Annotated in this window: 19 protein-coding genes; 9 read left to right on the top strand and 10 right to left on the bottom strand. The window is 68.2% G+C overall.

Annotated features, from left to right (window positions below; translation table 11 throughout):
• Positions 1 to 449: 449 nt before the first annotated feature.
• The 3 genes from AB0K28_RS30260 to AB0K28_RS30250 all read left to right on the top strand — a co-directional run bounded on the left by AB0K28_RS30260 (position 450) and on the right by AB0K28_RS30250 (position 4,630).
• Positions 450 to 1,634 (top strand): transposase, encoded by a 1,185-nt coding sequence (locus AB0K28_RS30260; RefSeq protein ID WP_345389541.1) that lies wholly within the window; start codon positions 450 to 452, stop codon positions 1,632 to 1,634.
• 184 nt (positions 1,635 to 1,818) lie between these two features.
• Positions 1,819 to 3,006, top strand: coding sequence for an NADP-dependent malic enzyme (locus AB0K28_RS30255; protein ID WP_364376774.1), 1,188 nt, complete (start codon positions 1,819 to 1,821; stop codon positions 3,004 to 3,006).
• Between the two features lie 265 nt (positions 3,007 to 3,271).
• On the top strand, positions 3,272 to 4,630 hold the full coding sequence (locus tag AB0K28_RS30250; protein WP_364376771.1) for a hypothetical protein: 1,359 nt from the start codon (positions 3,272 to 3,274) through the stop codon (positions 4,628 to 4,630).
• A gap of 72 nt (positions 4,631 to 4,702) precedes the next feature.
• On the opposite strand, the gene AB0K28_RS30245 is transcribed toward AB0K28_RS30250, so the two are convergent.
• The 6 genes from AB0K28_RS30245 to AB0K28_RS30220 all read right to left on the bottom strand — a co-directional run bounded on the left by AB0K28_RS30245 (position 4,703) and on the right by AB0K28_RS30220 (position 14,330).
• The gene (locus tag AB0K28_RS30245) at positions 4,703 to 6,187 is read right to left on the bottom strand and encodes a hypothetical protein (protein WP_364376768.1); all 1,485 of its coding nucleotides are present in this window, start codon (positions 6,185 to 6,187) and stop codon (positions 4,703 to 4,705) included.
• A 176-nt stretch (positions 6,188 to 6,363) separates the two neighbouring features.
• Positions 6,364 to 7,911, bottom strand: coding sequence for a hypothetical protein (locus tag AB0K28_RS30240; protein ID WP_364376766.1), 1,548 nt, complete (start codon positions 7,909 to 7,911; stop codon positions 6,364 to 6,366).
• 436 nt (positions 7,912 to 8,347) lie between these two features.
• The gene (locus AB0K28_RS30235) at positions 8,348 to 9,880 is read right to left on the bottom strand and encodes a hypothetical protein (RefSeq protein WP_364376763.1); all 1,533 of its coding nucleotides are present in this window, start codon (positions 9,878 to 9,880) and stop codon (positions 8,348 to 8,350) included.
• Positions 9,881 to 10,430: 550 nt separating this feature from the next.
• Complete coding sequence (locus AB0K28_RS30230; protein WP_364376760.1) at positions 10,431 to 11,591, bottom strand: hypothetical protein; 1,161 nt, start codon at positions 11,589 to 11,591, stop codon at positions 10,431 to 10,433.
• 198 nt (positions 11,592 to 11,789) lie between these two features.
• Complete coding sequence (locus AB0K28_RS30225; protein ID WP_364376757.1) at positions 11,790 to 12,836, bottom strand: trypsin-like serine protease; 1,047 nt, start codon at positions 12,834 to 12,836, stop codon at positions 11,790 to 11,792.
• A 345-nt stretch (positions 12,837 to 13,181) separates the two neighbouring features.
• Positions 13,182 to 14,330 carry a serine protease gene (locus AB0K28_RS30220; RefSeq protein ID WP_364376754.1) on the bottom strand — a complete coding sequence of 383 codons (1,149 nt, stop codon included), beginning with the start codon at positions 14,328 to 14,330 and terminating at the stop codon, positions 13,182 to 13,184.
• A 273-nt stretch (positions 14,331 to 14,603) separates the two neighbouring features.
• On the opposite strand from AB0K28_RS30220, the gene AB0K28_RS30215 reads away from it, so the two are divergent.
• The 6 genes from AB0K28_RS30215 to AB0K28_RS30190 all read left to right on the top strand — a co-directional run bounded on the left by AB0K28_RS30215 (position 14,604) and on the right by AB0K28_RS30190 (position 19,976).
• Positions 14,604 to 16,064 carry an acetyl-CoA synthetase gene (locus AB0K28_RS30215; RefSeq protein ID WP_364376752.1) on the top strand — a complete coding sequence of 487 codons (1,461 nt, stop codon included), beginning with the start codon at positions 14,604 to 14,606 and terminating at the stop codon, positions 16,062 to 16,064.
• A 95-nt stretch (positions 16,065 to 16,159) separates the two neighbouring features.
• On the top strand, positions 16,160 to 16,423 hold the full coding sequence (locus AB0K28_RS30210) for a DUF6364 family protein (protein ID WP_364376749.1): 264 nt from the start codon (positions 16,160 to 16,162) through the stop codon (positions 16,421 to 16,423).
• On the top strand, positions 16,410 to 16,841 hold the full coding sequence (locus AB0K28_RS30205) for a type II toxin-antitoxin system VapC family toxin (protein ID WP_364376746.1): 432 nt from the start codon (positions 16,410 to 16,412) through the stop codon (positions 16,839 to 16,841). Before AB0K28_RS30210 ends, AB0K28_RS30205 begins: the two co-directional genes overlap by 14 nt.
• A gap of 47 nt (positions 16,842 to 16,888) precedes the next feature.
• A complete protein-coding gene (locus AB0K28_RS30200) occupies positions 16,889 to 17,770 on the top strand; it encodes a hypothetical protein (RefSeq protein WP_364376744.1) in 882 nt (293 codons plus the stop codon).
• A 313-nt stretch (positions 17,771 to 18,083) separates the two neighbouring features.
• On the top strand, positions 18,084 to 19,040 hold the full coding sequence (locus AB0K28_RS30195) for a zinc-binding dehydrogenase (protein ID WP_364376741.1): 957 nt from the start codon (positions 18,084 to 18,086) through the stop codon (positions 19,038 to 19,040).
• Between the two features lie 75 nt (positions 19,041 to 19,115).
• Positions 19,116 to 19,976: an oxygenase MpaB family protein gene (locus AB0K28_RS30190; protein WP_364376739.1), complete on the top strand. Its 861-nt coding sequence runs from the start codon at positions 19,116 to 19,118 to the stop codon at positions 19,974 to 19,976.
• A gap of 48 nt (positions 19,977 to 20,024) precedes the next feature.
• Here AB0K28_RS30190 and AB0K28_RS30185 read toward each other — a convergent pair whose 3' ends face one another.
• From AB0K28_RS30185 to AB0K28_RS30170, 4 genes are all read right to left on the bottom strand, one after another.
• Entirely contained in the window at positions 20,025 to 20,777 is a 753-nt protein-coding gene (locus AB0K28_RS30185) for a helix-turn-helix transcriptional regulator (protein WP_345389496.1), read from the bottom strand.
• Positions 20,774 to 21,577, bottom strand: coding sequence for a DUF4097 family beta strand repeat-containing protein (locus tag AB0K28_RS30180; protein WP_364376736.1), 804 nt, complete (start codon positions 21,575 to 21,577; stop codon positions 20,774 to 20,776). Before AB0K28_RS30180 ends, AB0K28_RS30185 begins: the two co-directional genes overlap by 4 nt.
• Before the next feature lie 122 nt (positions 21,578 to 21,699).
• On the bottom strand, positions 21,700 to 21,879 hold the full coding sequence (locus AB0K28_RS30175; protein WP_080045373.1) for a DUF6104 family protein: 180 nt from the start codon (positions 21,877 to 21,879) through the stop codon (positions 21,700 to 21,702).
• Positions 21,880 to 21,981: 102 nt separating this feature from the next.
• A complete protein-coding gene (locus AB0K28_RS30170) occupies positions 21,982 to 25,632 on the bottom strand; it encodes a multifunctional oxoglutarate decarboxylase/oxoglutarate dehydrogenase thiamine pyrophosphate-binding subunit/dihydrolipoyllysine-residue succinyltransferase subunit (protein WP_364376733.1) in 3,651 nt (1,216 codons plus the stop codon).
• Positions 25,633 to 25,719 lie beyond the last annotated feature (87 nt).

The following is a 25,719-nucleotide window of genomic DNA, read 5'->3' as shown; positions in this document are numbered from 1 at the left end:
TCAGAGCCGACACCAGGCCGTGTTCCGATGCCGAAGGCCCGGCGCGACCGGCCAACCGGCCCCGGCGTACCCGCCAACGATATCGATCACCATCAGGTTCTCCCAGAGGGCCATCGCCTTCGGGCGACGGGGGAATCGGGACTGGGTGGGTCGCCGAAATCCTGAGCGTGCAGTGACCTGTCTGGTCTGCACATGAGAGATCTCCGTTCGTCGGGCATGAGAGGGAGGGCGCTGTTATAACGATCGTGTGACTCGGCAGGTGCGCACTTCTCCCGGTGCGGCGTATGACCTCGGGCACCACGTGGTGCGGGCCCGAGTACCGCCGCCCGGTCCTTGGCGGTCGGGTGAACGACCGCCTTCCAGGAGTTGCACGGCCGGCGCGGTGCCGGCCGAGAAGGTGCAGCGCTACTTCGAGACGCGGGACGAGCGGCCGTCCAAGGGTGGTGGCCGTGCGTAGGTCGTACAGGTTCCTGCTGCGCCCCACCAGCAAGCAGGCCGCCGCGCTGGCGGCGTGCCTGGAGAACCACCGCATGTTGTACAACGCCGCGCTGGAGCACCGCCGTACGGCCTACGCCAAGGCCGGGGTGAGCGTCCGGTACGGTGACCAGTCGGCCGAGTTGAAGCACATCCGCGCCGATGACCCCGGTGGGCAGGGCCGGTGGTCGTTCTCCTCCCAGCAGGCCACGCTGCGCCGCCTGGACAAGGCGTTCCGCGCGTTCTTCGACCGCGTCAAGGCCAGGCGTACCCCAGGCTATCCGCGTTTCAAGGGGCGGGGCTGGTTCGACAGCGTGGAGTGGCCGAAGGACGGCGATGGCTGCCGGTGGGACTCCCAGCCCGAGCACCCCTCGGCCACGTTCGTGCGGCTTCAAGGCATCGGGCACGTCCGCGTCCATCAGCACCGCCCGGTGCTCGGCCGGGTGAAGACGATCAGCGTGAAGCGGGAGGGAAAGCGCTGGTATGTGGTCCTGTCGTGCGATGAGGTGCCAGCCGGGCCGCTGCCCGCCACGGGCGCGGTGGCCGGGATCGACCTGGGCGTCGCCTCGCTGGTCACCACCTCCGGCGGTGTGCATCTGGCGAACCCGCGCCACCTGGCCGCGACCGCCGATCGTCTCGCGGAAGCTCAGCGCGACCTGGCCCGCAAGAAACGCGGGTCCAAGCGCCGCCGCAAGGCCGTCGCACGGGTAGCCGCACTGCACGGCAAGGTCCGCCGCCAGCGCCTCGACCACGCACACAAGGCTGCGCTCGTGCTGGTCCGCGATTACGACGTGATCGTGCACGAGGACCTGCGGATCGCGAACATGACCCGCTCGGCCGCGGGCACCGTCGGCCAGCCCGGCCGCAACGTCGCTGCCAAGGCCGGTCTCAACCGTTCGATTCTCGACGCGGGCTGGGGGGTGTTCCTGCGGATCCTCGCGTACAAGGCTGAAAGCGCCGGTCGAGAGCTGATCGCGGTGAACCCCGCCGGCACCTCCCGCACGTGCGCCTGCTGCGGGCACGGCGCGAAGGAGAACCGCGTCAGCCAGGCCGCGTTCGCGTGTACGGCGTGCGGGCATGCCGCGCACGCCGACGTGAACGCGGCGGTCAACATCCTCAGGGCAGGGCTTGCCCTTCGCCGGGCTGCGGAAGCGGCTTAGCGAGAAGCCGCTCCCTTCAGGGAGCGGGGGAGTCACCTCACCATGTGGCACTATGGGGACACGGGTGACCCCCGAACCCCCTCAACGAGACGATCGGCGAGGGGACTCTGGCAGCTACCGAAGCCAGCCCGCTCGCGCTCGTACGCCGAAGGTTTCTCCGCTACCAATCACTACAGGGGTCGCTGTGGCTGCCACGCCCGCTTCTGATTCCACCGCACTCGACGCCGATCCTGCCTTCGCGCTGCATCGCGGCGGCAAGATCGAGATCCGCTCCACCGTGCCCGTCCGCGACGCGGACGACCTGTCGCTCGCCTACACGCCGGGCGTCGCCCGGGTCTGCTCAGGCATCGCCGACGATCCCGCGCTCGCCGCCGACTACACGTGGGTCTCCCGCGTGGTCGCGGTGGTCTCCGACGGCACCGCCGTGCTCGGGCTCGGCGACATCGGCCCGTCGGCCGCCATGCCGGTCATGGAGGGCAAGGCGCTGCTGTTCAAGGAGTTCGCGAACGTCGACGCCGTCCCGCTCTGCCTCGACTGCACCGACGTCGACGCGCTGGTCGAGACCGTCACCAGGCTCGCGCCCTCGTTCGGCGGCATCAACCTCGAGGACATCAGCGCCCCCCGCTGCTTCGAGGTCGAGCAGCGGCTGCGCGACGCGCTCGACATCCCCGTCTTCCACGACGACCAGCACGGCACCGCCATCGTCGTGCTGGCCGCGCTGAAGAACGCGGCCCGCCTCACCGGCCGCACGCTGGGCGACCTGCGTGCCGTCGTGGCGGGAGCCGGCGCGTCCGGCGTCGCCGTCACCCGCATCCTGCTGGAGGCGGGCATCGGCGACATCGCGGTCTCCGACTCCAAGGGCCTCATCTACGACGGCCGCGACGGGCTCAACCCGGTCAAGCAGGCGCTCGCCCGCGACACCAACAAGGCGGGGCACACCGGCTCGACGGAGGAGGCGCTGGCGGGCGCCGACGTGTTCGTGGGGCTGTCGGGCTCGACGGTCTCCGAGGAGGCCATCGCGTCCATGGCGCCGGGCTCCATCGTCTTCGCGCTGTCCAACCCGACGCCCGAGGTGCACCCCGACGTGGCCGCCAGGCACGCCACGGTGGTGGCCACCGGCCGCTCCGACTTCCCCAATCAGATCAACAACGTGCTCGCCTTCCCCGGCGTCTTCCGCGGCGCGCTCGACGTGCGGGCCGGATCGATCACCGAGAACATGAAGGTGGCCGCCGCCGACGCGCTGGCCGGCGTCGTGGGCGACGACCTGTCGGCGACGTACGTCATCCCGAGCCCCTTCGACGAGCGGGTGGCGCCGGCCGTCATCGCCGCGGTGGCCGCACAGGCCAGGGCGGACGGCGTCGCACGCCTCTGACCTCCGCTAGGGGCGGGTGCGGGCCTTTCGGCCCGCGCCCGCCCCTTTTCGCGCTCGTCGGCGCGCTGATTACCCGACCGTTTCGCGGGTAGGTGAAGTCGCCGTCCAGGAGCAGGGCCACCGGTACGACCAGGCGCGACACCGGCGGTGGGGTGGGATGGAGTTGGGGTGACCTTCGGGAACCGTCAAAAATCCTTTACTCAAGGTGCTATAACAGTAGCTCTCTGTAAGGATGTGGGCGCCGACTCCTGTGACGAGGAGAGCGATGGAACGCGAGCCGAACCGACTGCTGCAGCAGCTCATCGCAGAGGCGGGCTTCTCCCACAAGGGACTGGCCAGGCGCCTCAATGATCTCGGAGCCGCCCGTGGCACCCCGGGCCTCAAGTACGACCACAGCTCCGTGCTGCGCTGGATCGGCGGTCAACGGCCGCGCGACCCGGTTCCCAGCCTGCTCAGCGAGATCTTCGCGCTGCGGCTGGGCAGGCCGGTCACCCCTGAGGACCTCGGCATGCCGGCCACCATCACGCCCCTCGATCTCGGGCAGGAGTTCACGCACACGTGGCAGGAGGGGGTCGCGACCGTGACGGCACTGTGGCGGGCCGATGTAGAGAGACGGAGGTTCCTGATCGACTCGACGTTCGCGATAGGAGCCGGCTCCGTTGGAGCCGTACGCTGGCTGACGTCCCCGCAGGAGGGACGCATGAGCGGCATGGGGACGCGGCGGATAGGCCGCGCCGACATCGCCGCGATCCACGAGGTCACCCGTTCGTTCAGTGAGCTCGACAACCGGTTCGGCAGCGGCAGGGTCCGCTCGTCCGTGATCAAATACCTCGACACCGCCGTCTCCCCGTTGCTCAAGGACGGCGCCTACGACGAGGCCACCGGCCGCAAGCTGGCCTCCGCAGCCGCGGAGCTGACCAGGCTGGCCGGCTGGATGGCCTACGACATGGAGCAGCACGGTCTCGCCCAGCGCTACCTCATCCAGGCCCTGCGCCTGGCCAGGGGCGCCGACGACCAGACCCTGGGCGGCGAGATCCTGGCCGGGATGGCTCACCAGGCCATCTACATGGGCCAGCCGGCACACGCGCTCGACCTCGCCAGGGCCTCCCAGCTGGCGGCGCGCAAGGCCGGCGTGCAGACGCTCCTCGCCTCCGCCCACGTCCTCGAGGCGCACGCGCACGCCGGGCTGGGCGACTCCCGGTCCTGCGGCGCCTCGCTCAACGAGGCGGAGCGGGCCTTCGAGACCCGCAGGCCCGCCGACGAGCCCACCTGGCTCGGCTACTTCGACGAGGCCTATCTGTCCGCCAAGTTCGCCCACTGCTTCCGTGACCTCGGTGAGGGCGAGCGGGTCGTCCGCCAGGCGCGGCGGTCCCTCGACATGGACGGCCGTTACGTACGGGGGCGGATGTTCAACCTGTCGCTGCTGGCGGCGGGGCTGCTCCAGTGCGGCGAGCTGGAGGAGGCGTGCTCGGCCGCCGGCGGCGCGCTGGCGCTGGCGGGTGAGCTGCAGTCGGCGCGGTCCCGGTCGTACGCGGCCGACCTGCGGCGGCGGCTCGAACCGTACAAGAACGAGCGGCCGGTGATGGTGCTGCGGGAGCGCACCCGCGAGCTCACCGCCGTATGACCTGCCGTACGAACGCGCGAACGGCCCGCACTCCGGCGAAACGCCGGGGTGCGGGCCGTCGGTGGCGGGTGCTTACGTCAGCAGCTCGCCCTTGGGGGTCACGATGGCCCCGGTGTCCTTGAAGCTGGCCTTGTTGTAGACGTCGGCGACCTCGCCGTCGAAGATGGCCGAGCTGATGTGGTCGATCCGGTTGTTGCCGTCGTTGTCGGCGAACACGCTGGTCACGCCGTTGACGTAGCCGGTGCGCTTGCTGTTGTTGTACTTGATGAGCCAGGGGCCGCCGTCGGCGCCGCCGGTCATCGAGCACTTCAGCATCTGGTGCGTCTCGACCTTGAACGTGTTGACCTGCACGGACTTGGTGTAGGTCTTGCCGGAGCACCACTTGGGCGTCACACCGGAGTACGGCTTGTTGCCGTCGGGGTGCGGGGCGCTCGGGTAGCCGAAGGCCGTCACGCTCTGGCCCAGCGGCTGGTTCCAGGCCACGCCCTGGCCGCCGACCACGTCGCCGAGCGCGCCGAGGTCCTTGGCGATGCCGACCATCCACTGCGCCTGGTAGTACTTACGGCCGCTGTCGGGCTTGACCCACTTCTGCGTGTAGTAGTGGGTGATGGTGTAGTTGCCGACCTTGTCCTTGCCCTTGGTGCCGAGGCCCTTGTACGCCTGGTACTGGTTGGCCGTCACCTGCTCCACGATCGGCTCGCCGAACTTGAAGCCCTGGCCCCTGCCCTCGCCGGCACGGTCGTAGGTCGCCTTGCTGACCTCGACCCGCTCGAGCGCGGCGTCCGGGTGGTCAGGACCGACCAGCGACGGCGTCCCGTGACCCTGCGACCAGCACTCGCCCAGGTTGAGCTTGCACTTGACGAACTCCTGCGCGGTGATCTCGCGCGGCTTCATCCACTTGTCGCCGAGCCACTCGTTGAACTCCTTGCGGGAGACCGCCCGCTCGGGAGCCAGGGCGAAGCCGTTGTGGACCGCGACGAAGGCGAAGTCGCCGTCGTAGTCGTCGTAGGTGTCGAGATCGTAGGCGGTGAAGGCGTACGCGCCGACGTACACGCCCCAGGGGGCCTTGCCCTGGTAGTAGCCGGGGACGAAGACCCACTTGTCGAACACGTCGTCCTTGCCGTGCTCGAACACGCAGTGACCGGCGGTGGCGACGAGGTTGCGGTTCCTCGACTGGATGGAGGTGGCGGAGCACCAGCGGTACCGGCCCTGCTCGTCAAGGAAGAAGACCTTGCCGATCGTCTTGGGCAGGTTGACGTTCTTGCTGGTGGTGGCCTTGCTGGTGGTCGTCGGGCCGGTCATGCCCGGCTTGCCGTCCGGCACGGTCTTGCTCTGCGCGGAGACGAGCTTCGGGACGTCCTTGGTGTCCAGGGTGTACTGCGTCGCCTTGCGGAGCGCGGCTCCGTTGGCGTCCAGCCAGAAGAAGGCGTCGCCGTACGCGTCGGCCGCCTTCGGCGTGAGGTTCTCGGAAGCCCAGCTCGGCTGGGCTGAGGCGGGTGCGGCGAGTACTGCGGCGCTGAGGCCGGCGCTTACAAGGGGGATGAGCAGGCGCTTCAACGGGGGCTCCACTGTTGTCAAAAAGGGTGTAAAGACCCTATCGACCCACCAGTCACTCTGGTAAGGGATATTCCCAAATTGGGCCGAAAAAGGCCGAAGGGCCCGGCTGGCTGCCGAGCCCTTCGGTTCCTAGCTGCTGGACAGGAACAAATCGCTGTCCACGAAGCCGCGTCTTACTACGGGACGAGCTTGCCGGACCACGAGGCCGCAGCGGCCTTGTAGACGACGTTGGTCTCACCGTCGAAGTAAGGCGTGGTGATCGTGTCGTAGCGGTTGTTCTTGTCGGTGTCGGCGATGAGGCTGGTGACACCGTTGACGTAGCCGAGACGCTTGGCGTTGCTGTACTTGTACAGCCACGGGCCACCGTCGTAGCCGGCGGTCACGGCGCACTTGAAGGACTGCTGCTCCTCGACCTTGCGGGACGGGATCTGCAGGGCCTTGTGCGAGGTCTTGCCGTAGCACCACTTCGGCGTGACACCCGTGTAGGGCTTGTTGCCGTCGGGGTGCGCGCCCTGCGGGTAACCGAACGTCCGGACGTACTTCCCGGACGGCTGGTTCCACGCGAAGCCCTGGCCACCGACGTTGTCACCCAGACGGCCGCCGCTCTTGAGGCCGCTGACCACGGTGTAGAAGTCCTTGCGGACCCAGCCCTTGTCCTCGCCCTTCTTCACCCACAGCTGGGTGTAGTAGTGCGTGATGGTGCTGTTGCCCGCGCGGTCCAGCTTGACGGTGCCGGGGAACTCCGCGTTCGGCTTGGCCTCCGTGCCAGGCTTCCAGCCCTGACCCTTGAGGTACTCAAGCGCCTGGTTGTAGGTAACCTGCTCAACCTCGGGCTCACCGTACTTGCGGCCCTGGCCCTGGCCGGAGCGGGCGCGGAAGTACTCGCGCGCGGTGACCTCGTGCTTGGTCACCTCGGCGCCCGGGTAGTTGGGGCCGACAGCCTCGTCGGGGGTACCACCCTTGAAGTAGTAGACGTCCTTGTTGTGCGGGTCGAGGCGCTTGCGAGCCTCTTCCCGGCTAACCGGGACCTCCTTGACGAACTTCTCGCCGCGGTACTTGCGGTACTCGTCCCAGTACACCTTCTTGGGCTCCTTGGCGGAACCGGCGAGGGCGTCGTAGACGGTGACGAAGGCGTAGTCGCGGTCGAAGTCCTCGTACACCTCGAAGTCGTAGTGGGTGAAGGCCTGCTTACCCACGTACAGACCCCACGGAGCCTTGCCCTGGTAGTAACCGGGGACGAACACCCAGCGGGAGACGACTTCCTTGTTCGAGACCACGTCGTAGACGCAGTGCCCGGCCGTGGCGACCAGGTTGCGGTACTGCGACTGGATCGAGGTGCCGGAGCACCAGTACAGCTTGCCGTCGTGGCCCTCGAAGAACACCTTGCCGATGGTCTTCGGCAGGTTGACGTTCTGGACCTTGGCGGTGGTCTTCTTCTCCTCGCCGATGGGCTGCGTGGAGCCCGGCTTGGTGTCAGAGGTATAGCCGCCACCGGTCACGGTCTTCTTGACCTCGAGCGCGTCGGGGCTGAAGGCCGTGGCGCCCTTGAGCGCCGCGTTGTTCGACTTGGTCCAGAACTCGACGACTTCCTGGGCCTGGGCCGCGGTCTTCGCCAGGTCGGCGTTGGCCACGGTGTTGTCGGCCTGAGCGGTGCCGGCCAGGCCGGCAGCCAGGAGACCAGTGGCCAGAACGGCGCCACCGGCCGGGAGGAGGATGCGCTTCACGGTAACTCCTTGCGCTGTCGTGGAACGCCTCTTGCGTCCCATGCGTCAGTAAAGGGATGGCAGGAACATACAGTGTCGATCTTGAGGTCCGGTAGCCGCTTTGGAAGGAAAAGAGGCGACTCGTCGGGCGTGATCGATCTGTGATGTTTAAGAGGCGTTGGCGCAGAAGCTCGGAAGAAGGCGATCTCTCTCCCATTTGCCCTGATCAACATAAAGACGGTGTCAGTGGGGCGCCCGGGGAGCGAGGCGTTGCGTCGTTCCGGCCGGCGTTGGCCATGTGACGCACATCACATTGGGTTGATGGCACCGTATCGGGCTCCCGTGCGTCCAAAGCGCTTCACATCCGGGGACGGAACGCAGAAGGGCCCGGCAGATGCCGGGCCCTTCGCGTGTAACAGGTCTACGAACGGTTCAGGACCGGTCGCCGGCTGTTACGTCAGACAACCTTGCCGGACCACGAGGCCGCAGCGGCCTTGTAGACGGTGTTGGTCTCGCCGTCGAAGTACGGCGACGAGATGTAGTCAACGCGGCCGTTGCCGTCCTGGTCGTTGAAGGTGCTGGTGACACCGTTCACGTAGCCGAGACGCTTGGCGTTGCTGTAGTTGTACAGCCACGGACCACCGTCGGCGCCCTCGGTCATGGCGCACTTGAGGGCGACGTGCTCCTCGATCTTCTTGGCAGCCGAACCGACCAGCTTCTTGGTGGTCTTGCCGTAGCACCACTTCGGAGTAATGCCGGTGTAGTTCTTGTTGCCGTCGGGGTGCGCAGCGGCCGGGTAGCCGAACACGCGGATGGCCTTGCCCGTGGGCTGGTTCCACGCGAAGCCCTGACCGCCGACGTTGTCACCGAGCCGACCCGCGTCCAGGGACTTGTGGTCGATGATGTAGAAGACGGTCTTGTAGAACTTCGTGTCCGAGCCCGGCTTGTACCACTGCTGCACGAAGAAGTGCGTGATGGTCCAGTTGCCGCGACGGTCGCGCTCGACCTTGGCCGGGTACTTGAAGGAGTTCCGGCGCTGCTTGGCCTTGTAGGCAGCGGCGTCGTTGGCGGTCACGTTCTCGGTGACGGGCTCACCGAACTTGCGACCGTTGCCCTTGCCGATGCCGGCGCGGTTGTAACGACCCTCGGAGACCTCGACCTTGCCGACGGTGGCACCCGGGAAGTCGGGGCCCGTCGCCTCGGGGGCGGAGCCACGCTTGACCCAGTAGGACTCGGTCGACGTGGGGTCAACCGAACCCTTCAGGTACTCTTCCTTGCTGATCTCGACGTCCTTGGAGTCCTTCAGGCCCGTGTACTTGTCCCACTCGGCCTTGGAGACGTTCTTGCTGGACTCGGAACCGTCGACCTTGACACCGTTGTAAACGGTGACGAACGCGTAGTCGCGGTCGTAGTCCTCGTAGACGTCGAAGTCGTAGTGGGTGAAGGCCTGCTTACCCACGTAGATGCCCCAAGGAGCCTTGCCCTGGTAGTAACCGGGGACGAAGACCCACTTGTCCATCACGTCAGCGTTGGCGCCGGTGTCGTAGACGCAGTGCCCGGCCGTGGCGACCAGGTTGCGGTACTGCGACTGGATCGAGGTGGCGGAGCACCACTTCTTCTCGCCCTTGCCGTTGACGAAGAACACCTTGCCGATGGTCTTCGGCATGTTGACGTTCTGCACCTTGGCGGCGGTCTTCTTCTCCTCGCCGATCGGCGAGGTGGAGCCCGGCTTGGTGTCCGTGGTGGAGCCGCCCTTGCTCTGCAGCTTGGCGACGTCGCTCTTCTCCCAGACGTTGGACTCGGTGGCGGCCTTGAGGGCGGCACCGTTGTTCTCGGCCCAGAAAGAGGCGATCGCGTTCGCGTTGGCCGCAGAGGTCGCCAGGTTGTCCTTGGCGACGTCAGACGCGGCGGAGGCCGTACCGGCGAGGCCGGCGGCCAGCAGACCGGTGGCGGCGATAACGCCACCGGCGGGGATGAGGATGCGCTTCAAGGGAACTGCTCCTTGCTCTGTCGTGGGTCGCAATTTGCGTCCCATGCGTCAGTAAAGGGATAGCAAGGAACATAGCGTGGTGATCTCCGCAGGTGAAACCCGCTTGAGAAGATCCGGTAGCCACCCTTACCGCCGTGACCTTTCCGTTACCAGTCAGAGATCTTCGCGCGGCGTGACGAGGAGATCACGTTTTTGCAGGATACGCGTGGGGTGATGCTCTTGGTACGGAAGTTTCGTTAGTGCCCCGATACTCTCTGTGATCGGTTGATCGTGACTCAGATCACAGGAACCGAATTGGAGCCTCAGCCCGTCTAAGCTCACCCTCGCTCCCAGGTGATCTTCAGCTTCGGCCTATTGACCTCTCAGGAAGCCCGTCCGCACGGGGGTTCTGGACGCGTTCCCGGCATGTGCCCGACAGGTTCCCGACATGCGAAGACCTCCGTGCCGTTGGCCGGCCGGAGGTCTTCTGAGGGCGCCAGGGGCCTTTCTGAGCCCGTGAAAACAAGACGAGGGCCTCGGAGGCCGAGGCCCTCGCTTCCCCTGGTAGGGCTTACTTGTACAGCTCGCCGTTCGGGCCGACGATCTTGCCCGACCACACGTTCTTGGCCGCGTTGTAGACGGAGGCCGTCTCGCCGTCGAAGTACGGCGAGGTGATGTAGTCGATGCGGTCGTTGCCGTCCTGGTCGGCGAAGGTGCTGGTGACGCCGTTGACGTAACCGGTGCGCTTGCCGTTGCTGTAGTTCAGCAGCCACGGGCCGCCGTCGTAGCCCGGGGTCACCGCGCACTTGAGGCCGACGTGCTCCTCGATCTTCAGCCAGGAGGCGCCGAGCTTCTTGCCGGTGGTCTTGCCGTAGCAGTGCTTCGGCGTCACGCCGCTGTACGGCCGGTCGCCGTCGGGGTGCGGCGCGGCCGGGTAGCCGAACGTGCGGACCGGCTTGCCCGTGGGCTGGTTCCACGCGAAGCCCTGACCACCGACGTTGTCACCGAGCCGGCCCGCGTCCTTGACCACCAGGAGGTTGTAGCGGCCGCCCCAGGAGCGCTTGGGGCCGGTGAAGCGCTGGTAGTCGCGCTTGCTCACCGGCTTGACGCGCTGGAGGGTGATGCCGTTGTAGACGGTGACGAACGCGTAGTCGCGGTCGTAGTCCTCGTAGACGTCGAAGTCGTAGTGGGTGAAGGCCTGCTTGCCCACGTAGATGCCCCAAGGAGCCTTGCCCTGGTAGTAACCGGGGACGAAGACCCACTTGTCGAGGGTGTCCTTGTTGCTGTCGGTGTCGTACACGCAGTGGCCGGCCGTGGCGACCAGGTTGCGGTAGTTCGACTGGATCGAGGTGGCCGAGCACCAGCGGAACTTGCCGTGCGCGTCGACGAAGAAGACCTTGCCGACGGTCTTGGGCAGGTTCACGTTCTGGCCGCCGGCCGCCTTCGTGCCTCCGGTGGGCGCGGTCGTGCCGGGCCGGCCGTCAGGGGTGTAGCCGCCCTTGGAGACGACCTTCCTGACTTCCTTCGAGTCCCACGTGTACTGGGTCGCCGACCGGAGCGCGGCACCGTTGGAGGCGAGCCAGAAGGAGGCGATGGAGACCGCGGCCGAGGAGTTGCGGGCCATCGGGTCGTGGGCGACACGCGCGGCGGCCTGCGATGTCCCGGTCAGGCCGGTGGCGAGCAGACCGGTGGCCAGGACGGCGCCGCCGGCGGGCAGGAGGATTCGCTTCAACGTAACTCCAGGTTGCGCTGGCGAGGAGGCGCCTCGTGGCCCTCCTGAACTCAGCAAATGGACAGCCCGGAACCTACAGCTTTGATCCTCTTCCTGGGAATTTGCTGTAGATCATCCCCATGGTCTCCAAGCGCGCCGTGATCGTCTCGTGACAGAGAAGTTGCTGGACGTCTGAGGGTGCCGATCGGTTTCTATGATCTACGTCACATTTGCCGGCGTGGTCAGCCCGGCCGCGTGCCGGTAGACCTCCCCGGTGGTGGTGTCGAAGTAAGGGGACGACACCGCGTCATAGCCGCCCTTGGCGTCCCTGTTCCAGGTCAGGCTGTTGACGCCGTTGAGGCTGCCGAGCCGGCGCGTGTCGTCGTAGCCGATCACCCACGGGCCGCCGCTGGCGCCCGGGCTGAAGTCGCACGGCGCCAGCTCCACGCCCTTCTGCAGGTCGCGGCTGGGCGCGACGGTGAAGCGCGTCGTGCGCTCCCTGCACTTCATCAGCTTCTTGCCGTTGAACGGGGTCGAGCCGTCGGGCTGCACGCCCGCCGGGTAGCCGAAGGCGGCCGAGGTGTACGTGCCCGGCTTCTTGTTCAGGGCCATGCCGAGCCCGCCCACGTTGTCCTGGAGCCGGCCGACGTCCTGCATGACGTAGCCGCCGTCCTTGGCCGTCCAGGTGAAGCCCCGGTGCACGGTGACGAACGCGTAGTCGTAGTCGTAGTCGGCCCGGCCCGACCAGTCCTCGTGCAGGCTGATCGATGAGCCCACGTAGATGCCGTACGGCGTCTCGCCGTTGGGGCCGGGGTTGGGGACGAAGATCCAGTAGTCGGCGGGCTTGGCCTGGCGGGAGTCGTACGCGCAGTGTCCCGCCGTGGCGACGACGCTGCGGTTCCTGGCCGCGACCGAGCTGGCCGAGCACCAGTACTCCTTGTCGCCGAACCGGAAGAAGACCTTGCCCATGGTGGCGGCGGCCCCGCCCTTGCGCGGCGGCACGGCGTTGACGCTCTGCGCGGCGAGCGAGCGCCTGACCGCCGCCACGGGGGCGGCGGAGGCGGTGGTGGTCGCGGCGACGTTCTCCGAGGTGCCCGGCGTCGCCGGGTTGAAGCTGTCGGCCTTCTTCAGGCGGTCGGGCTTCCAGTACTCGGCGACCCGCTGGACGTCGGCGGCGGTCTTAGCCAGCGGAGCGGCGTAGACCTTGCTCGCCGGGGCGGCATGGGCGATCCCCGTGAATGTGGACAGGGTCAGCGCAGGCAGCATCAGCAGCGCGCTGCTGAGGGCAGCGGCCGCTAGGTGCCTGGCTCGGGGGATCATCAAATGCCTTTCTCGGGTCGTAAGGGTGGATTTTTCCAGAAGTGTTGACTGTATTGCAGCTCGGATAGAGATTCGTTACCTGATCAAGAGTGTGCCGTGAGGTATAAGGACTCCGTCAGGCATACGCGTAAATGATCATTAACTTGCTGTGTTTCCGCAGGTCGGGGGCGGGTTTGGCGTACCTGGAATTGTGTGTGGCGCGGCCCGGGGCGCCGGTGCTCGGCGCGATCGCATTTGGGCATGGCTGGAGGCCCCGGAACCAGGGGAACCGGGGCCCGGGGCGCCGTTCGATCACCGCGGCATGTTGCCGGTCCAGCGGTTGGCCGCGGCCTTGTAGACCTTGTAGGTGTCGCCGTTGAAGTACGGCGAGGAGATGTGGTCGTAGCGGTCGTTGCCGTCGGTGTCCCACGCGACACTGTTGACGCCGACGAGGTAACCCGTGCGTGACGCGCTCTTGTAGTTGTAGAGGAGCGGGCCGCCGCTCGCGCCGGCCGTGAACGAGCACTTGACGCCGATGTGCTCCTGGAGGTTGTACTTCTTGGCCTCCGGCATCGCCTTGGTCTTGCCGTAGCACCACTTCATCGTGCGCCCGGTGAACGGCTTGTCGCCGTCGGGGTGCTCACCCGCGGGGTAGCCGAACGAGAACACGTTCAGCTTGGTGCTCCTGTTCCAGGTGAAGCCCTGACCGCCGACGTTGTCGCCGAGCCTGCCGACGTTCTTGACCGTCCACCGCCACCGGTTGCCGGACTTCTCCCAGTTGACCTTGATGCCGTTGTAGACGTTGACGAACGCGTAGTCGTAGTCGTAGTCCTCCTTCACCACGAAGTCGTCGTGCGCGTTGAAGGTCTTGGCGGCGTAGATGCCGTAGGGGGCCTTGCCGGTCCAGGCGGTGTCGCCGTCCCAGTACGACGGGATGAAGACCCAGTTGTCGTAGAAGGTGTTCTTCTTCGTGTCGTACACGCAGTGGGCCGAGGTCGCCACGAGGTTGCGGTACTTGCCCTGCACGGAGCTGGCCGAGCAGTAGCGCCAGTTCTTCGGGTTGCGGGGGTCGGTCTTCGGCAGGGTGAAGAACACCCGGCCGACGGAGTTGGGCAGGTTGACCTGCTTGCTCTTCTTGGTCTTGCCGCTCTTCTCCCCGCCGATCGGCGGGACGGAGCCGGGCGGGCCGTCGGGGGTGTCGTTGCTGCCCTTGACGCCCCTGGTGGAGACGTCGACGCCGTCGTCGTAGTCGGTGGCTCGCTTGACGCGGTCGGGGGTCCAGAACTGGACGGCCTGCTCCGCGGGGGTGGCCGCGTTCCTGGAGATGACGTCGGAGCGTGCCGTCGTGCTCGTCGTGCCTGTCGCGGTGCTGGCCGCGGCGCTGCTGACCGTCCCTGCCGTGAGCCCTAAGGCCATCAGGCCGGCCAGGGGGATCGCGATGCGCCTTGCTCGGGAAAACATGGAGCTCCTCTCGGCTTTCGGCGGCCCAGAGCGGGGTACTGCGCCCCGGTGGGCCAGGAAAACGTTCGAAACGCTAATGAATGGCGCTCCTGGGTCGCCATAAAGCGACGAGAAAAAGCATGGGACGGTTCCGTTCCGTTATCCGAATAGCTAAGTCGCTGGTCTCGTCTGTAGGTATCTTCGCTGGTCAGAGCCGTGTTTTATTGTCCTGAACATCAGTGGTAACCGTTATTATCACGCGCCACTCGACGTGCGGTGCTTATCAACAGAGCGATGTTCTGGTTAGCTGTGGTCATGGATCCACGCACCCCCTGTCTCATCGGCATCGCGCAACGCACCATTCGCGAACAACCCGGCCCCGAACCGCTCGATCTGTGGGAGTCGGTCGCGCGCGAGGCCGCCGACGACGCGCGGCTGCCTCTTTCGCGGCTCGGCTCGCTCCAGGTCGTCTGGACCGACTCCTGGCAGTACGACTCGCCCGTCGGCCGGCTCGCGGAGCGGCTCGGGGCCGCGCCACGCCATCGCGCGTACTCGGCCGTCGGCGGCACCGCGCCGCAGCTCCTCATCGGGGCGGCGGCGGCCGGGATCGCGGCGGGCGAGTTCGACAGCGCGCTCGTGGCCGGAGCCGAGGCGCTGGCGACGCGGCGGGCGTACAGGAAGGCGGGGGAGCACGTGCCGTGGAGCCATCCGGCCGACCCCAAACCGCCGTACGGGTGGGAGCGCCCGCCGCACCCGTCCGCGCTGGCGCACGGGCTGTTCCTGCCCGTGCACACCTACCCGATCATGGAGACCGCCCGGCGGGCCCGTCTCGGGGTGACGATCGAGGAGGAGGTGCGCGAACGGGCCCTGATGATGGCGCCGATGACGGAAGTGGCCGCCGCCAACCCCCATGCGTGGCGGCGGACCGTGCGCACCGCCGGCGAGCTCGCCGCCGACCGGCGGTACGTCGGCTGGCCGTACACGCGCTCCACCGTGGCCGTGCTGGAGGTCGACCAGGCGGCGGCCGTCGTGCTCGCCGGCTCTGGGCTCGCCGACCGGCTGGGAGTGCCCGCCGAGCAGCGGGTGTACCTGCGGGGGTGGGCGTACGCGGAGGACACCTGGGAGGTGGCCGCGCGGCCCTCGCTGGGCTTGTCGCCGGCCGCCGGCGCAGCCGCCCGCGCCGCCTTCGACCGCGCCGGGCTCGGGCTCGGCGACATGGACGCGCTCGACGTCTACAGCTGCTTCGCGGTCGCGCTCCGGCAGGCGTGTGACGCGCTCGGGTTCGACCCGCTCGACCGGCGGGGGCTCACCGTCACGGGCGGGCTGCCGTACGCGGGCGGGCCCGCGAGCGACTACGTGCTGCACTCGACGGCCACCATGGCCGGGCTGCTGCGCGCCCAGCCGGGGCACGGGCTGGTGACCGGAGTCGGGATGCACCTGACCAAGCACAGCAGCGCGGTGTGGTCCAGCTCGCCGGGCGGACGGGCGGGGGACTCCGCGCCCGTTCACGTCGGCACGGAGGTGCCCCTGGTTCCGGCCTATTCGGGGCGTGGTGTGGTGGCCGGGTACACGGTGGCGCACGGGCGGGACGGGGGCTTCGAGAAGGGGTTCGTCGTGGTGGAGGTGCCGGGCTCCGGGCGGGCTTACGCGGTGGTCACGGAGGAGGAGCTGCTGGCCGAGGCCGAGTCGCGGGAGCTGGTCGGGCAGGAGGTGCGGGTGGTCACGGACGGCAAGGTCAATGTGGCTTCGTGGTGACGCAAAGTGAGTGCAAAGCTGTGACGATGTGACTACTGTTTGTTCTTGACATTTTTATGTCACCGGCACACGCTGGAGCCATGCGGAGGACAACAGTGCGCATCGACGAAGCGCTCCTCAACGAGGCGAAGGCGTACGCGGCCAGAAACGGACGAAGTCTCACCTCAGTGATGGAGGACGCCTTGCGCCAACTGCTCAACCGCTCCACGGAGGCGGCCGAACGGCCCCGCGTGGAGCTCGTCACCAGCAACGCGAAACTGAAGCCGGGGATCGAGCTGACCCCCGAGTACATCCACTTCCTGATGGAGCAAGACGACATCGAGAAGTATGGGCAGGTGCACGACGATGCTGCTCAGTGACGTCAACATCCTCGTCAACGCCTTCCGCACGGAAGCGCCGCACCACGTCGTCTGCCACAAGCTGCTCGAGGAACAGGTCAACGGCGAGTCCGCCTACGCGGTCTCCGACTTCGTGATCAACGGGTTCATCCGGGTGCTCAGCATCACGGCGATCCACTGCGACCCCCCACCGACCATGCGGCAGATCCTCGCCTTCGCCGAGCAGGTCCGCAACCAACGCCACGCCATCGTCGTCGCCCCCGGGGAGCGTCACTGGGAGATCTTCACGAGGCTCTGCAAGCAGACCGACGCCCGCAGAAAGCTCATCCCCGACGCCTATCTCGCTGCGCTCGCCATCGAGCACGGTTGTGAATTTGTGACCTGCGATACCGACTTCGCCCGGTTCGAGGGGTTGCGCTGGCGGTCGCCGCTCAACTGAACTGAGGACAAAGGGCGCAAGCCAGCACTACTCGGCTAGGAACGTCGGTGGCTGACCGGTTCGACGTCATCGAGGCAGGGGGGCGCGGCCGCCGCCGGTGGGTCGGCGTGACGGTGGTGGTGGCGCTCGTGGTCATCTGTGCCGTCAACCTGCTCAACCGGCGCGAGCCCGCCCCCATGACCGACGCCGAGGGGCCGACGCCCGCGCCGATCCGGTCCCTCACCAGAGTGCAGAGCGAGCCCAACATCCTCACCGCGCCCGCCACCCGCAAGGGCGGCGACCGGGTGCTGCGGGTCGTGTTCCCCGACGGCGCGCGGGGTGAGGTGCGTTATCCGGCCGAGCTGGGGCTCGCTGAGATGGGGTCGCGGCCGTTCTGGGGCGGGTGGGTCGACGGGCGGTTCCGGCAGTTCGTCGCTCCCTACCTCGGTGAGGTCGAGATCACCCGGGGCGGGCAGCCCATCAGGAGCTTCACCTCCAACGTCACCCTCTGGCCGCGGCAGGCCGGTGGCGGGTCCTACGGGCAGGTGCTGCTGTTCGCGTTCGGGCCGTGGCGGCTGGCCGTCTATGACCGAGGGCCGGGGCTGACGTTCGAGCAGCGGATGACGCTGGCCCGCCAGATGAAGGGCCGGGTGACCAAGGACGGCTACCTCGTGCTGGCGGCCGGCAAGGACGTCCGGCTGGCCCCGCCCGGCACGGTCGTGCAGGGCTATCCCGCGGGGCCGCAACTGTGGTTCGGCGGCGGGATGGGCGAGCTGGTGGCACTCGTCCCGACGCCCGACTGCGCGTCCAAGGCCAAGATGCCGGCGGTCACCGACGGCCCCGGGCGGCGCGGCGAGATGGTCTGCCGCGGCGACGTCCTGGTAGCGGTCACCGGCCCACCCGAGTTCCGCCGCACCGTCCTCAACGACCTTCGTGTCACCCTGCGCTGACCACCTCCTTTCACAGGGCCCCGACCCCCAGGTCACCGTCACCTGACGGAGGCGGCGGGAGGTGAGCGCTTTTTCGAGAGGGTCCGGCTCATCACCTCCCATCGCGCCACCTGACAGAGGGGGTGAGGGGTGAGCGCTTCCCCGTAGGGTCTGACAGTTCCGGGGTGCTCACCCGTAACCGGATTCGTGACCTGATCGCCGGACACGTGGCGGTGATCTCCGGTGGTGGGCTAGCTCTCTCTCCCCTCCTTTCCGCTGATGGTTGCGGCTCGGTAGGTGGGTGTGTGGGGGTGGGCTGAAGTAGGGTGCGGCCATGTTCGCCGTTACCGCCACGCAGATCGATCCCGACAACCCGCTCGCCGGACTGACGCTGGGCGAGCACCCCGAGCCGAAGGTGCCGGACGGGTGGACGACCGTCACCGTACGCGCCGCCGCGCTCAACCACCACGACCTGTGGACGCTCAAGGGCGTCGGCATCCGCCAGGACCGCCTGCCGATCGTGCTGGGGTGTGACGCCGCCGGCGTGGACGAGGACGGCAACGAGGTCATCGTGCACTCCGTGATCGGCTCCGGTCCCGACGAGACGCTCGACCCGAAGCGTTCGCTGCTGTCGGAGGTGCACGACGGCACGTTCGCCGACCGGGTGGCGGTGCCGCGGCGAAACCTGGTGCCCAAGCCGGCGGCGCTGAGTTTCGAGCACGCCGCCTGTCTGCCGACGGCGTGGCTGACCGCGTACCGGATGTTGTTCGAGAAGGCTGGGCTGGAGCCGGGCTCGACCGTGCTCGTGCAGGGGGCCGGCGGCGGCGTGGCGACGGCGCTGATCGCGCTGGGCCGGGCGGCCGGCTACCGGATCTGGGCCACCAGCCGGACGGAGGGCAAGCGGGCGGCGGCCCTGGAGCTGGGCGCGGACCAGGTGTTCGAGCCGGGGGCGCGGCTGCCCGAGCGGGTGGACGCGGTGATGGAGACGGTCGGGCAGGCCACGTGGGACCACTCGCTCAAGTCGCTCAAGCCGGGCGGGCGCATCGTCGTGTGCGGGGCGACCAGTGGCGCGGTGCCGCCCGCCGACCTCAACCGGGTCTTCTTCCTGCAGCTGTCGGTGGTCGGCTCGACGATGGGGACGCGGGAGCAGCTGCGGCGGCTGGCGGTGTTCCTGGAGCAGACGGGGGTGCGGCCGGTGGTCGACCGGGCGATGCCGCTGGCGGAGGCACGCGACGGGTTCTCCGCGCTGGCGTCGGGGGAGATCTTCGGGAAGATCGTTTTCACCCGTTAGATAAGTGACAAGTTACTTATGCTGACTCCTGGGTGATACAAGAAGGATGAGGCGTCTCACCCAGGAGTGATCAGCGTGGACGTTGTGCCGTTCGGCCCGGGTTCGATGCACTGGGACACCGCCGGGGAGTACCGCAACCTGCTCATCGCGGGCAGTGCGCTGGTGCTGCAGACCATGCATCCGGCCGTGGGGGCCGCGGTGGGGGAGCACTCGACGTACAAGCAGGATCCGTGGGGGCGGCTGCAGCGCACGCTGATCTCCGTGCAGAAGTGGGTGTACGGCGGCGCCGAGGGGCCCGCCGAGGGGCAGCGGCTCAGGCGGCTGCACGAGCCGATCGGCGGTGTGGACGAGCAGGGCCGGCGCTACCACGCTCTGAACGGTGAGGCGTGGGCCTGGGTGCATCTGACGTTGTTCGAGCGGTTCATCACGCTCAACCGCTATTTCGGCACCCCGTACACGAAGGGTCAGTTGGAGCGGTTCTACGAGGAGTCGCGGCAACTCGGGGCGATCCTGCGGGTGCCCGAGCGTGAGGTGCCCGCCGATCTGCCGGCGTTCCGTGCGTACTTCGACAGGATGGTGGCCGAGCGGCTCGAAGCCCACCCGACCGCCCTCGACGTGCTGGCCGCCATGCGCGGCACCCCCGCGCCGCCCGGACTGCCCGCTCCGCTGCGGCGGTTGTGGCGGCCGGTGGGGGCCGGAGCGGGGGAGCTGACGTCCTTCCTCACGGTCGGCACCCTGCCACCGGCTGTCCGGCGCAGGCTCGGCTTACGTTGGACGGCCCGCGACGAACGCCGCTTACGCCACCTGGGCCACGCGGTGGCGATGCTCAACCCGCGCCTCCCGGAACGCCTGCGTTACATGCCGCTCGCCTACCAGGCCCGCCGAGCCGCCCGCCGCACCCACCGCCCGGCCCCTCGGCACGTCCGCTCCGCCTGACTCCACGTTCGCCGGAGGAGACCCGCGCCGGCCAGAGGGGTGGGTGGGTCAGCGGTCGAGGATTTCGCGGATGCGGGTGGCGCTTTCGGTGAGGGTTGTGCGGAGTTCGGCAAGCTTGTCGGGGGTCAGGCGGGCCTCGGAGGCGTCGCGGCGGGCTTGGCCGACGAAGTCGGCGAGCAGTTCGCCCAGCTCGGCGTCCAGGTCGGCGCGGCCGGCGGGGCCGCCGGGCGGTGGGCCGCCGAGCGTGCTCCACGCCTCCTGCCAGATCCTGCGCCACTCCCTGCTGAGCCGCTCACCTTCGTCCTGCCAGTGGTAGGCGTGCTCCATCCACTGGCGTTTCTGTTCGTCCCGCAGCCGCTTGAGGTCCTCCTTCTGCTGGCGGCGCAGCCGCCTGGTGTCTTCGGCGGCGCCGGTGCGCACGTCCTTGGCCATCCTGGTCAGCTCGTCGCGCAGCGAGCGTACGGTGTCGCGGACGTCCTCCTTGACCTCGCGCGCGATGTCGCGGACGGAGGCGGAGATCTCCTGCTCCAGGTCGGCGAGCTCGTCGAGCCGGTCGTTGAGCTCCTCGCGGCCCTTGTCGGTGATGGAGAACACCTTCTTGCCCTCGACCACCTCGTGCGTCACCAGGCCCTCTTCCTCCAGCCTGGCCAGGCGTGGGTAGATGGTGCCGGGGGAGGGCGAGTAGACGCCGAGGAAGCGGTCCTGGAGCAGCCGGATGACCTCGTAGCCGTGGCGCGGGCTCTCGTCCAGCAGCTTGAGCAGGTACAGCCGGAGCCGGCCGTGACCGAAGACAGGGCTCATTCCTTCTCTCCCTTGAGCAGCGTGACCTCGCCGGAGACCGTGGTGGCCGACAGCGAGGCCATGCCGCCGCCGAGCCGCCCGGACATCGACTTCATGCCGGGGGAGCTCTTGGTGGACAGTTCCTCGAACGTGCTGACGAGCCGTCCGGAGGTGGATCGGGCGGTGACGTCCGCCTCCACGTTCTCGGGCAGCCTGACCAGGATGTCACCGGAGACGCTGTTGATGGTCACGTGTCCGGTGGGACGCAGTGACAGGTCGGCGGTGATGCGGCCGGAGACGGTGTTGGCCTTGAGCCGGTGCGGCGTGCCGTCGGCCACGGTGAGGTCGCCCGAGACGCTGATGAACGACAGGTCGCCGTCCATGGCGCGGGTCTCGACCGGGCCGGATACGGTGTTGGCCGTCACCTCGCCGCTGACGCCGTCGAGCACGATCTCGCCGGAGACGCTCTTGACGTCCGTGACGCGCTCGAACCCGGCGACCACGGCCGGCGCCGTGACGACGCCCGCTTTGACCCGGCAGGTCTTGGGGACGGCGATGGACAGCACGGTTCTGCGTTGGTCGCGGCGCAGCCAGCCGAGCAGGCCGTCCCAGGTGAGGTCGCGGTAGGCGACGGTGAGCGTGCGGGCCAGTTCGTCGTACGTGACGAGGAGCGGCGAGGCCGACGCGATCTCGGCGATCTCCAGGGTGGGTGGCCCGTCACTGGCCAGGACGTCGAGCCGGCCCGCGACGATGCGTACGTCGAGGTCGTCGACCTGGTCGAAGGTGAGCCGGTCCGGCGCGTCGATCGTCCACTGCTGCATGCTCCCGCCCTTTCCCTGACGTCATCCCTACACAAGACACGATATGTCGCGTTCGCCCGAGACTCAAGATGTATCGCGTTTTGCTTCGAGACTACCGCCGCACACCTTCAGGCGGGCGGCCGTCAGTCGTCCTCGTCGTCGTCGAGCCGGGCCAGCCACGTGGCCAGCCGCTCGATCGGCGTCTCGAACTCGGGGTTGAGATCGACGAACTCGCGCAGCCGCTCGCCCAGCCACAGCAGGCTGACCTCCTCCTCGCCACGCCGCTCGACCAGCTCTTCGATCCCCCGATCGGTGAAGTACATCGTTCTCCCTCGACTACCCGGGGCGACGCCGCCCCGTCTGACTGACAGCAGTGAGCCCCCGGCCACGAGGGGCAGGGGGCTCACCGTCGATCACCTGAATGCTCAGCCGAAGATCTGGTGCAGGATCTCCTCGAGCTCCCGGTCGTGCGCGTTGTGCGAACCGGTCGCCGGCGAGCTGTTGGCCGTCCGCGACACCCGGCGCAGCGACCGGCCGCCCAGCACCTGCGGGTCCTCGGCCAGCTTGAGCGTGAGGTACGGCCACGGGCCCATGTTGGTGGGCTCGTCCTGGGCCCAGACCAGCTCGGCCTGCGCGCCGTAGCGGGTCAGCTCGGCCGCCAGCTCCTCCGCCGGGAACGGGTAGAGCCGCTCGAGCCGGACCAGCGCCACGTCGTCACGCCCGCTCTTCTCGCGCTGCGCGAGCAGCTCGTAGTAGAGCTTGCCGGACGTGAGCGCCACCTTGGTCACCTTGGCCGGGTCGACGGTGGTGTCACCGATGACCGGCTGGAAGGTGCCCGAGGTGAAGTCGGACGCCTTGGACGTGGCCGCCTTGTGGCGCAGCAGCCACTTCGGCGTGAAGACCACCAGCGGCTTGTGCCGCTCGGACTCCACCTGCCAGCGCAGCAGGTGGAAGTAGTTGGCCGGCGTGGTGGGCTGGGCGACGGTCATGTTGTCGAGCGCGCACACCTGGAGGAAGCGCTCGATGCGGGCCGAGGAGTGGTCGGGGCCCTGACCCTCGTAGCCGTGCGGCAGCAGCAGCACGACCGAGGACCTCTGGCCCCACTTCTGCTCGCCCGACGAGATGAACTCGTCGATGATCGTCTGGGCGCCGTTGACGAAGTCGCCGAACTGCGCCTCCCAGCAGACCAGGGCGTCGGGCCTGACCACGCTGTAGCCGTATTCGAAGCCGAGCGCCGCGAACTCGCTGAGCAGCGAGTCGTAGACGTAGAACTTCGTGGTGCCCTGGTTGAAGGTCTTGAGCGGCGTGTGGTCGGCGCCGGTCATGCGGTCGACGAGGACGGCGTGGCGCTGGGTGAACGTGCCGCGCCTGGAGTCCTGGCCGACCAGGCGCACCGGGTGGCCGTCGATCAGCAGCGAGCCGAAGGCCAGCGTCTCGCCCATCGCCCAGTCGATCGAGTCCTGCTCGACCATCTGGCCGCGGCGCTGCAGCACCGGCGCGAGACGCGGGTGCGGCGTGAAGCCCTCGGGCAGGCTGAGCTGGGTGTCGACGATGCGCTTGAGCGTCTCGTCGCTGATCGCCGTCGGCGTGTCGGCGTGGGACCACTTGACGACCTCGGCGGGCGGCACCCGCATGGCGGCCGCCTCCTTGGGCTTCTTCGCCGCCTCGCGGACCTCGGTGAACGCCTGCTCCAGCTTGGCCTGGTAGTCGCGCAGCGCCTGCTCGGCCTCTTCGACCGTGATGTCGCCGCGGCCGATCAGGGCCTCGGTGTAGAGCTTGCGGGTCGAGCGCTTGGCGTCGATGAGGTCGTACATCAGCGGCTGGGTGAAGGCGGGGTTGTCGCCCTCGTTGTGGCCGCGGCGGCGGTAGCAGATGAGGTCGATGACGACGTCCTTGCGGAACGCCTGGCGGTATTCGTAGGCCAGCTGGCCCACCCGCACGACGGCCTCGGGGTCGTCGCCGTTGACGTGGAAGATCGGCGCCTGGATCATCCGCGCGACGTCGGTCGCGTAGACCGACGAGCGGGAGGAGGCGGGCGAGGTGGTGAAGCCGACCTGGTTGTTGACCACGACGTGGACGGTGCCGCCGGTGCGGTAGCCGCGCAGCTGCGACAGGTTGAGCGTCTCGGCCACCACGCCCTGGCCCGCGAAGGCCGCGTCGCCGTGGACGAGGACGGGAAGGACGGTGAAGCCCTCCTCGCCGCGCTCGAGAAGGTCCTGCTTGGCCCGGACGACGCCCTCCAGCACCGGGTCGACCGCCTCCAGGTGGGAGGGGTTGGCGACCACGGAGGCGGTGATCGTGTTGCCGCTCGGCGCGGTGAACGTGCCGGCGGCGCCCAGGTGGTACTTCACGTCGCCGGAGCCGTGGGCGGTGCGGGGGTCGATGTTGCCCTCGAACTCGCCGAAGATCTGCGCGTAGGACTTGCCGACGATGTTGGCCAGCACGTTGAGCCTGCCGCGGTGGGCCATGCCGATGACGACCTCGTCGAGGCCCTCGTCGGCGGCGTCGCTGATCACCGAGTCGAGCAGCGGGATGAGGGACTCGCCGCCCTCGAGCGAGAAGCGCTTCTGGCCGACGAACTTCGTCTGCAGGAACGTCTCGAACGCCTCGGCGGTGTTGAGCCGCGACAGGATGTTGAGCTGCTCGTCGCGCTCGGGCGACTTGTGCGGCTTCTCCACCCGCGCCTGGATCCAGGCCCGCTCTTCGGGGTTCTGGATGTGCATGTACTCGATGCCGACCGTGCGGCAGTAGGAGTCGCGCAGCACGCCCAGGATCTCGCGCAGCTTCATCAGCGGGCGGCCGCCGAAACCGCCGGTGGCGAACTCGCGCTCGAGGTCCCACAGCGTCAGGCCGTGGCTCTGGATGTCGAGGTCGGGGTGCTTGCGCTGCTTGTACTCCAGCGGGTCGGTCTCGGCCATGAGGTGGCCGCGCACGCGGTAGGCGTGGATCAGCTCGATCACGCGAGCGGACTTGGCCACGTCGTCGTCGTGGGAGGCCGAGATGTCCTGGACCCAGCGGACCGGCTCGTACGGGATCCGCAGCGCCTCGAAGATCTCGTCGTAGAAGCCGTCCTCGCCGAGCAGCAACCGGTGGATCTGGCGCAAGAAGTCGCCCGACTGGGCGCCCTGGATGATCCGGTGGTCGTAGGTGCTGGTCAGCGTCATGACCTTGGAGACGGCCAGGCGCGACAGCGTGTCGGGCGATGCGCCCTGGTATTCGGCCGGGTATTCCATGGCGCCGACGCCGATGATGGTGCCCTGGCCGGGCATCAGGCGCGGGACGGAGTGGACGGTGCCGATGGTGCCGGGGTTGGTCAGCGAGATCGTGGTGCCGGAGAAGTCGTCGACGCCGAGCTTGCCGGCCCGCGCCTTGCGTACGACCTCTTCGTAGGCCATCCAGAACTGGCGGAAGTCCATCTCCTCGGCGCCCTTGATGGAGGGCACGAGGAGCTGGCGGTCGCCGTTGCTCTTCTGGACGTCGATGGCCAGGCCGAAGCCGACGTGCTCGGGCTTGACCAGGGTGGGCTTGCCGTCGATCTCGGCGTAGGAGTAGTTCATCTCCGGCATGGCCTTCAGCGCCTTGACGATCGCGAACCCGATCAGGTGCGTGAAGGAGATCTTGCCGCCTCGACCCCGCTTGAGGTGATTGTTGATCACGATGCGGTTGTCGATGAGCAGCTTGGCCGGGATGGCACGGACGCTGGTCGCGGTCGGCACCGACAGCGACAGGTCCATGTTGGCGGCCGTGCGGGCCGCCGCACCGCGCAGCTTGACCTCCTCGGCGCCCTTGGGCACCGGGGTGGCCGGCTGCTTCGGCTTGTCAGCCGCGGCGGGAGCCGAGGGTGGCGCCTTCGGCGGCGCCTTGGGAGGCGCGGGCGCGGTCACAGTGCCGTTCGCCGCCTCCCTGACCGGGGGTCGGCCCGGTCCGTTATCAGGGTTGTAGTCAGCGAAGAAGTTCCACCAGGCCTTGTCGACCGACTCTGGATCTTGGAGGTACTTCTGGTACAGCTCGTCGACAAGCCATTCGTTCTGACCAAAGCTTGCCAGCGGGTTTGTCCGCGACGACTCAGACGACACGGCGGAAATCGCCCTCTTCCGCAGATCGGCGTTGATGTTAGAGAACCTGTCCAAGGCTACTCGCCCGGACCGGCAGTGCGCGCCCAA

Source organism: Nonomuraea sp. NPDC049504 (assembly GCF_040676845.1).
Taxonomy (GTDB): Bacteria; Actinomycetota; Actinomycetes; order Streptosporangiales; family Streptosporangiaceae; genus Nonomuraea; species Nonomuraea salmonea.
Note: the sequence above shows the minus strand (reverse complement) of the source record. Positions and strands in the feature narration are given on the sequence as shown.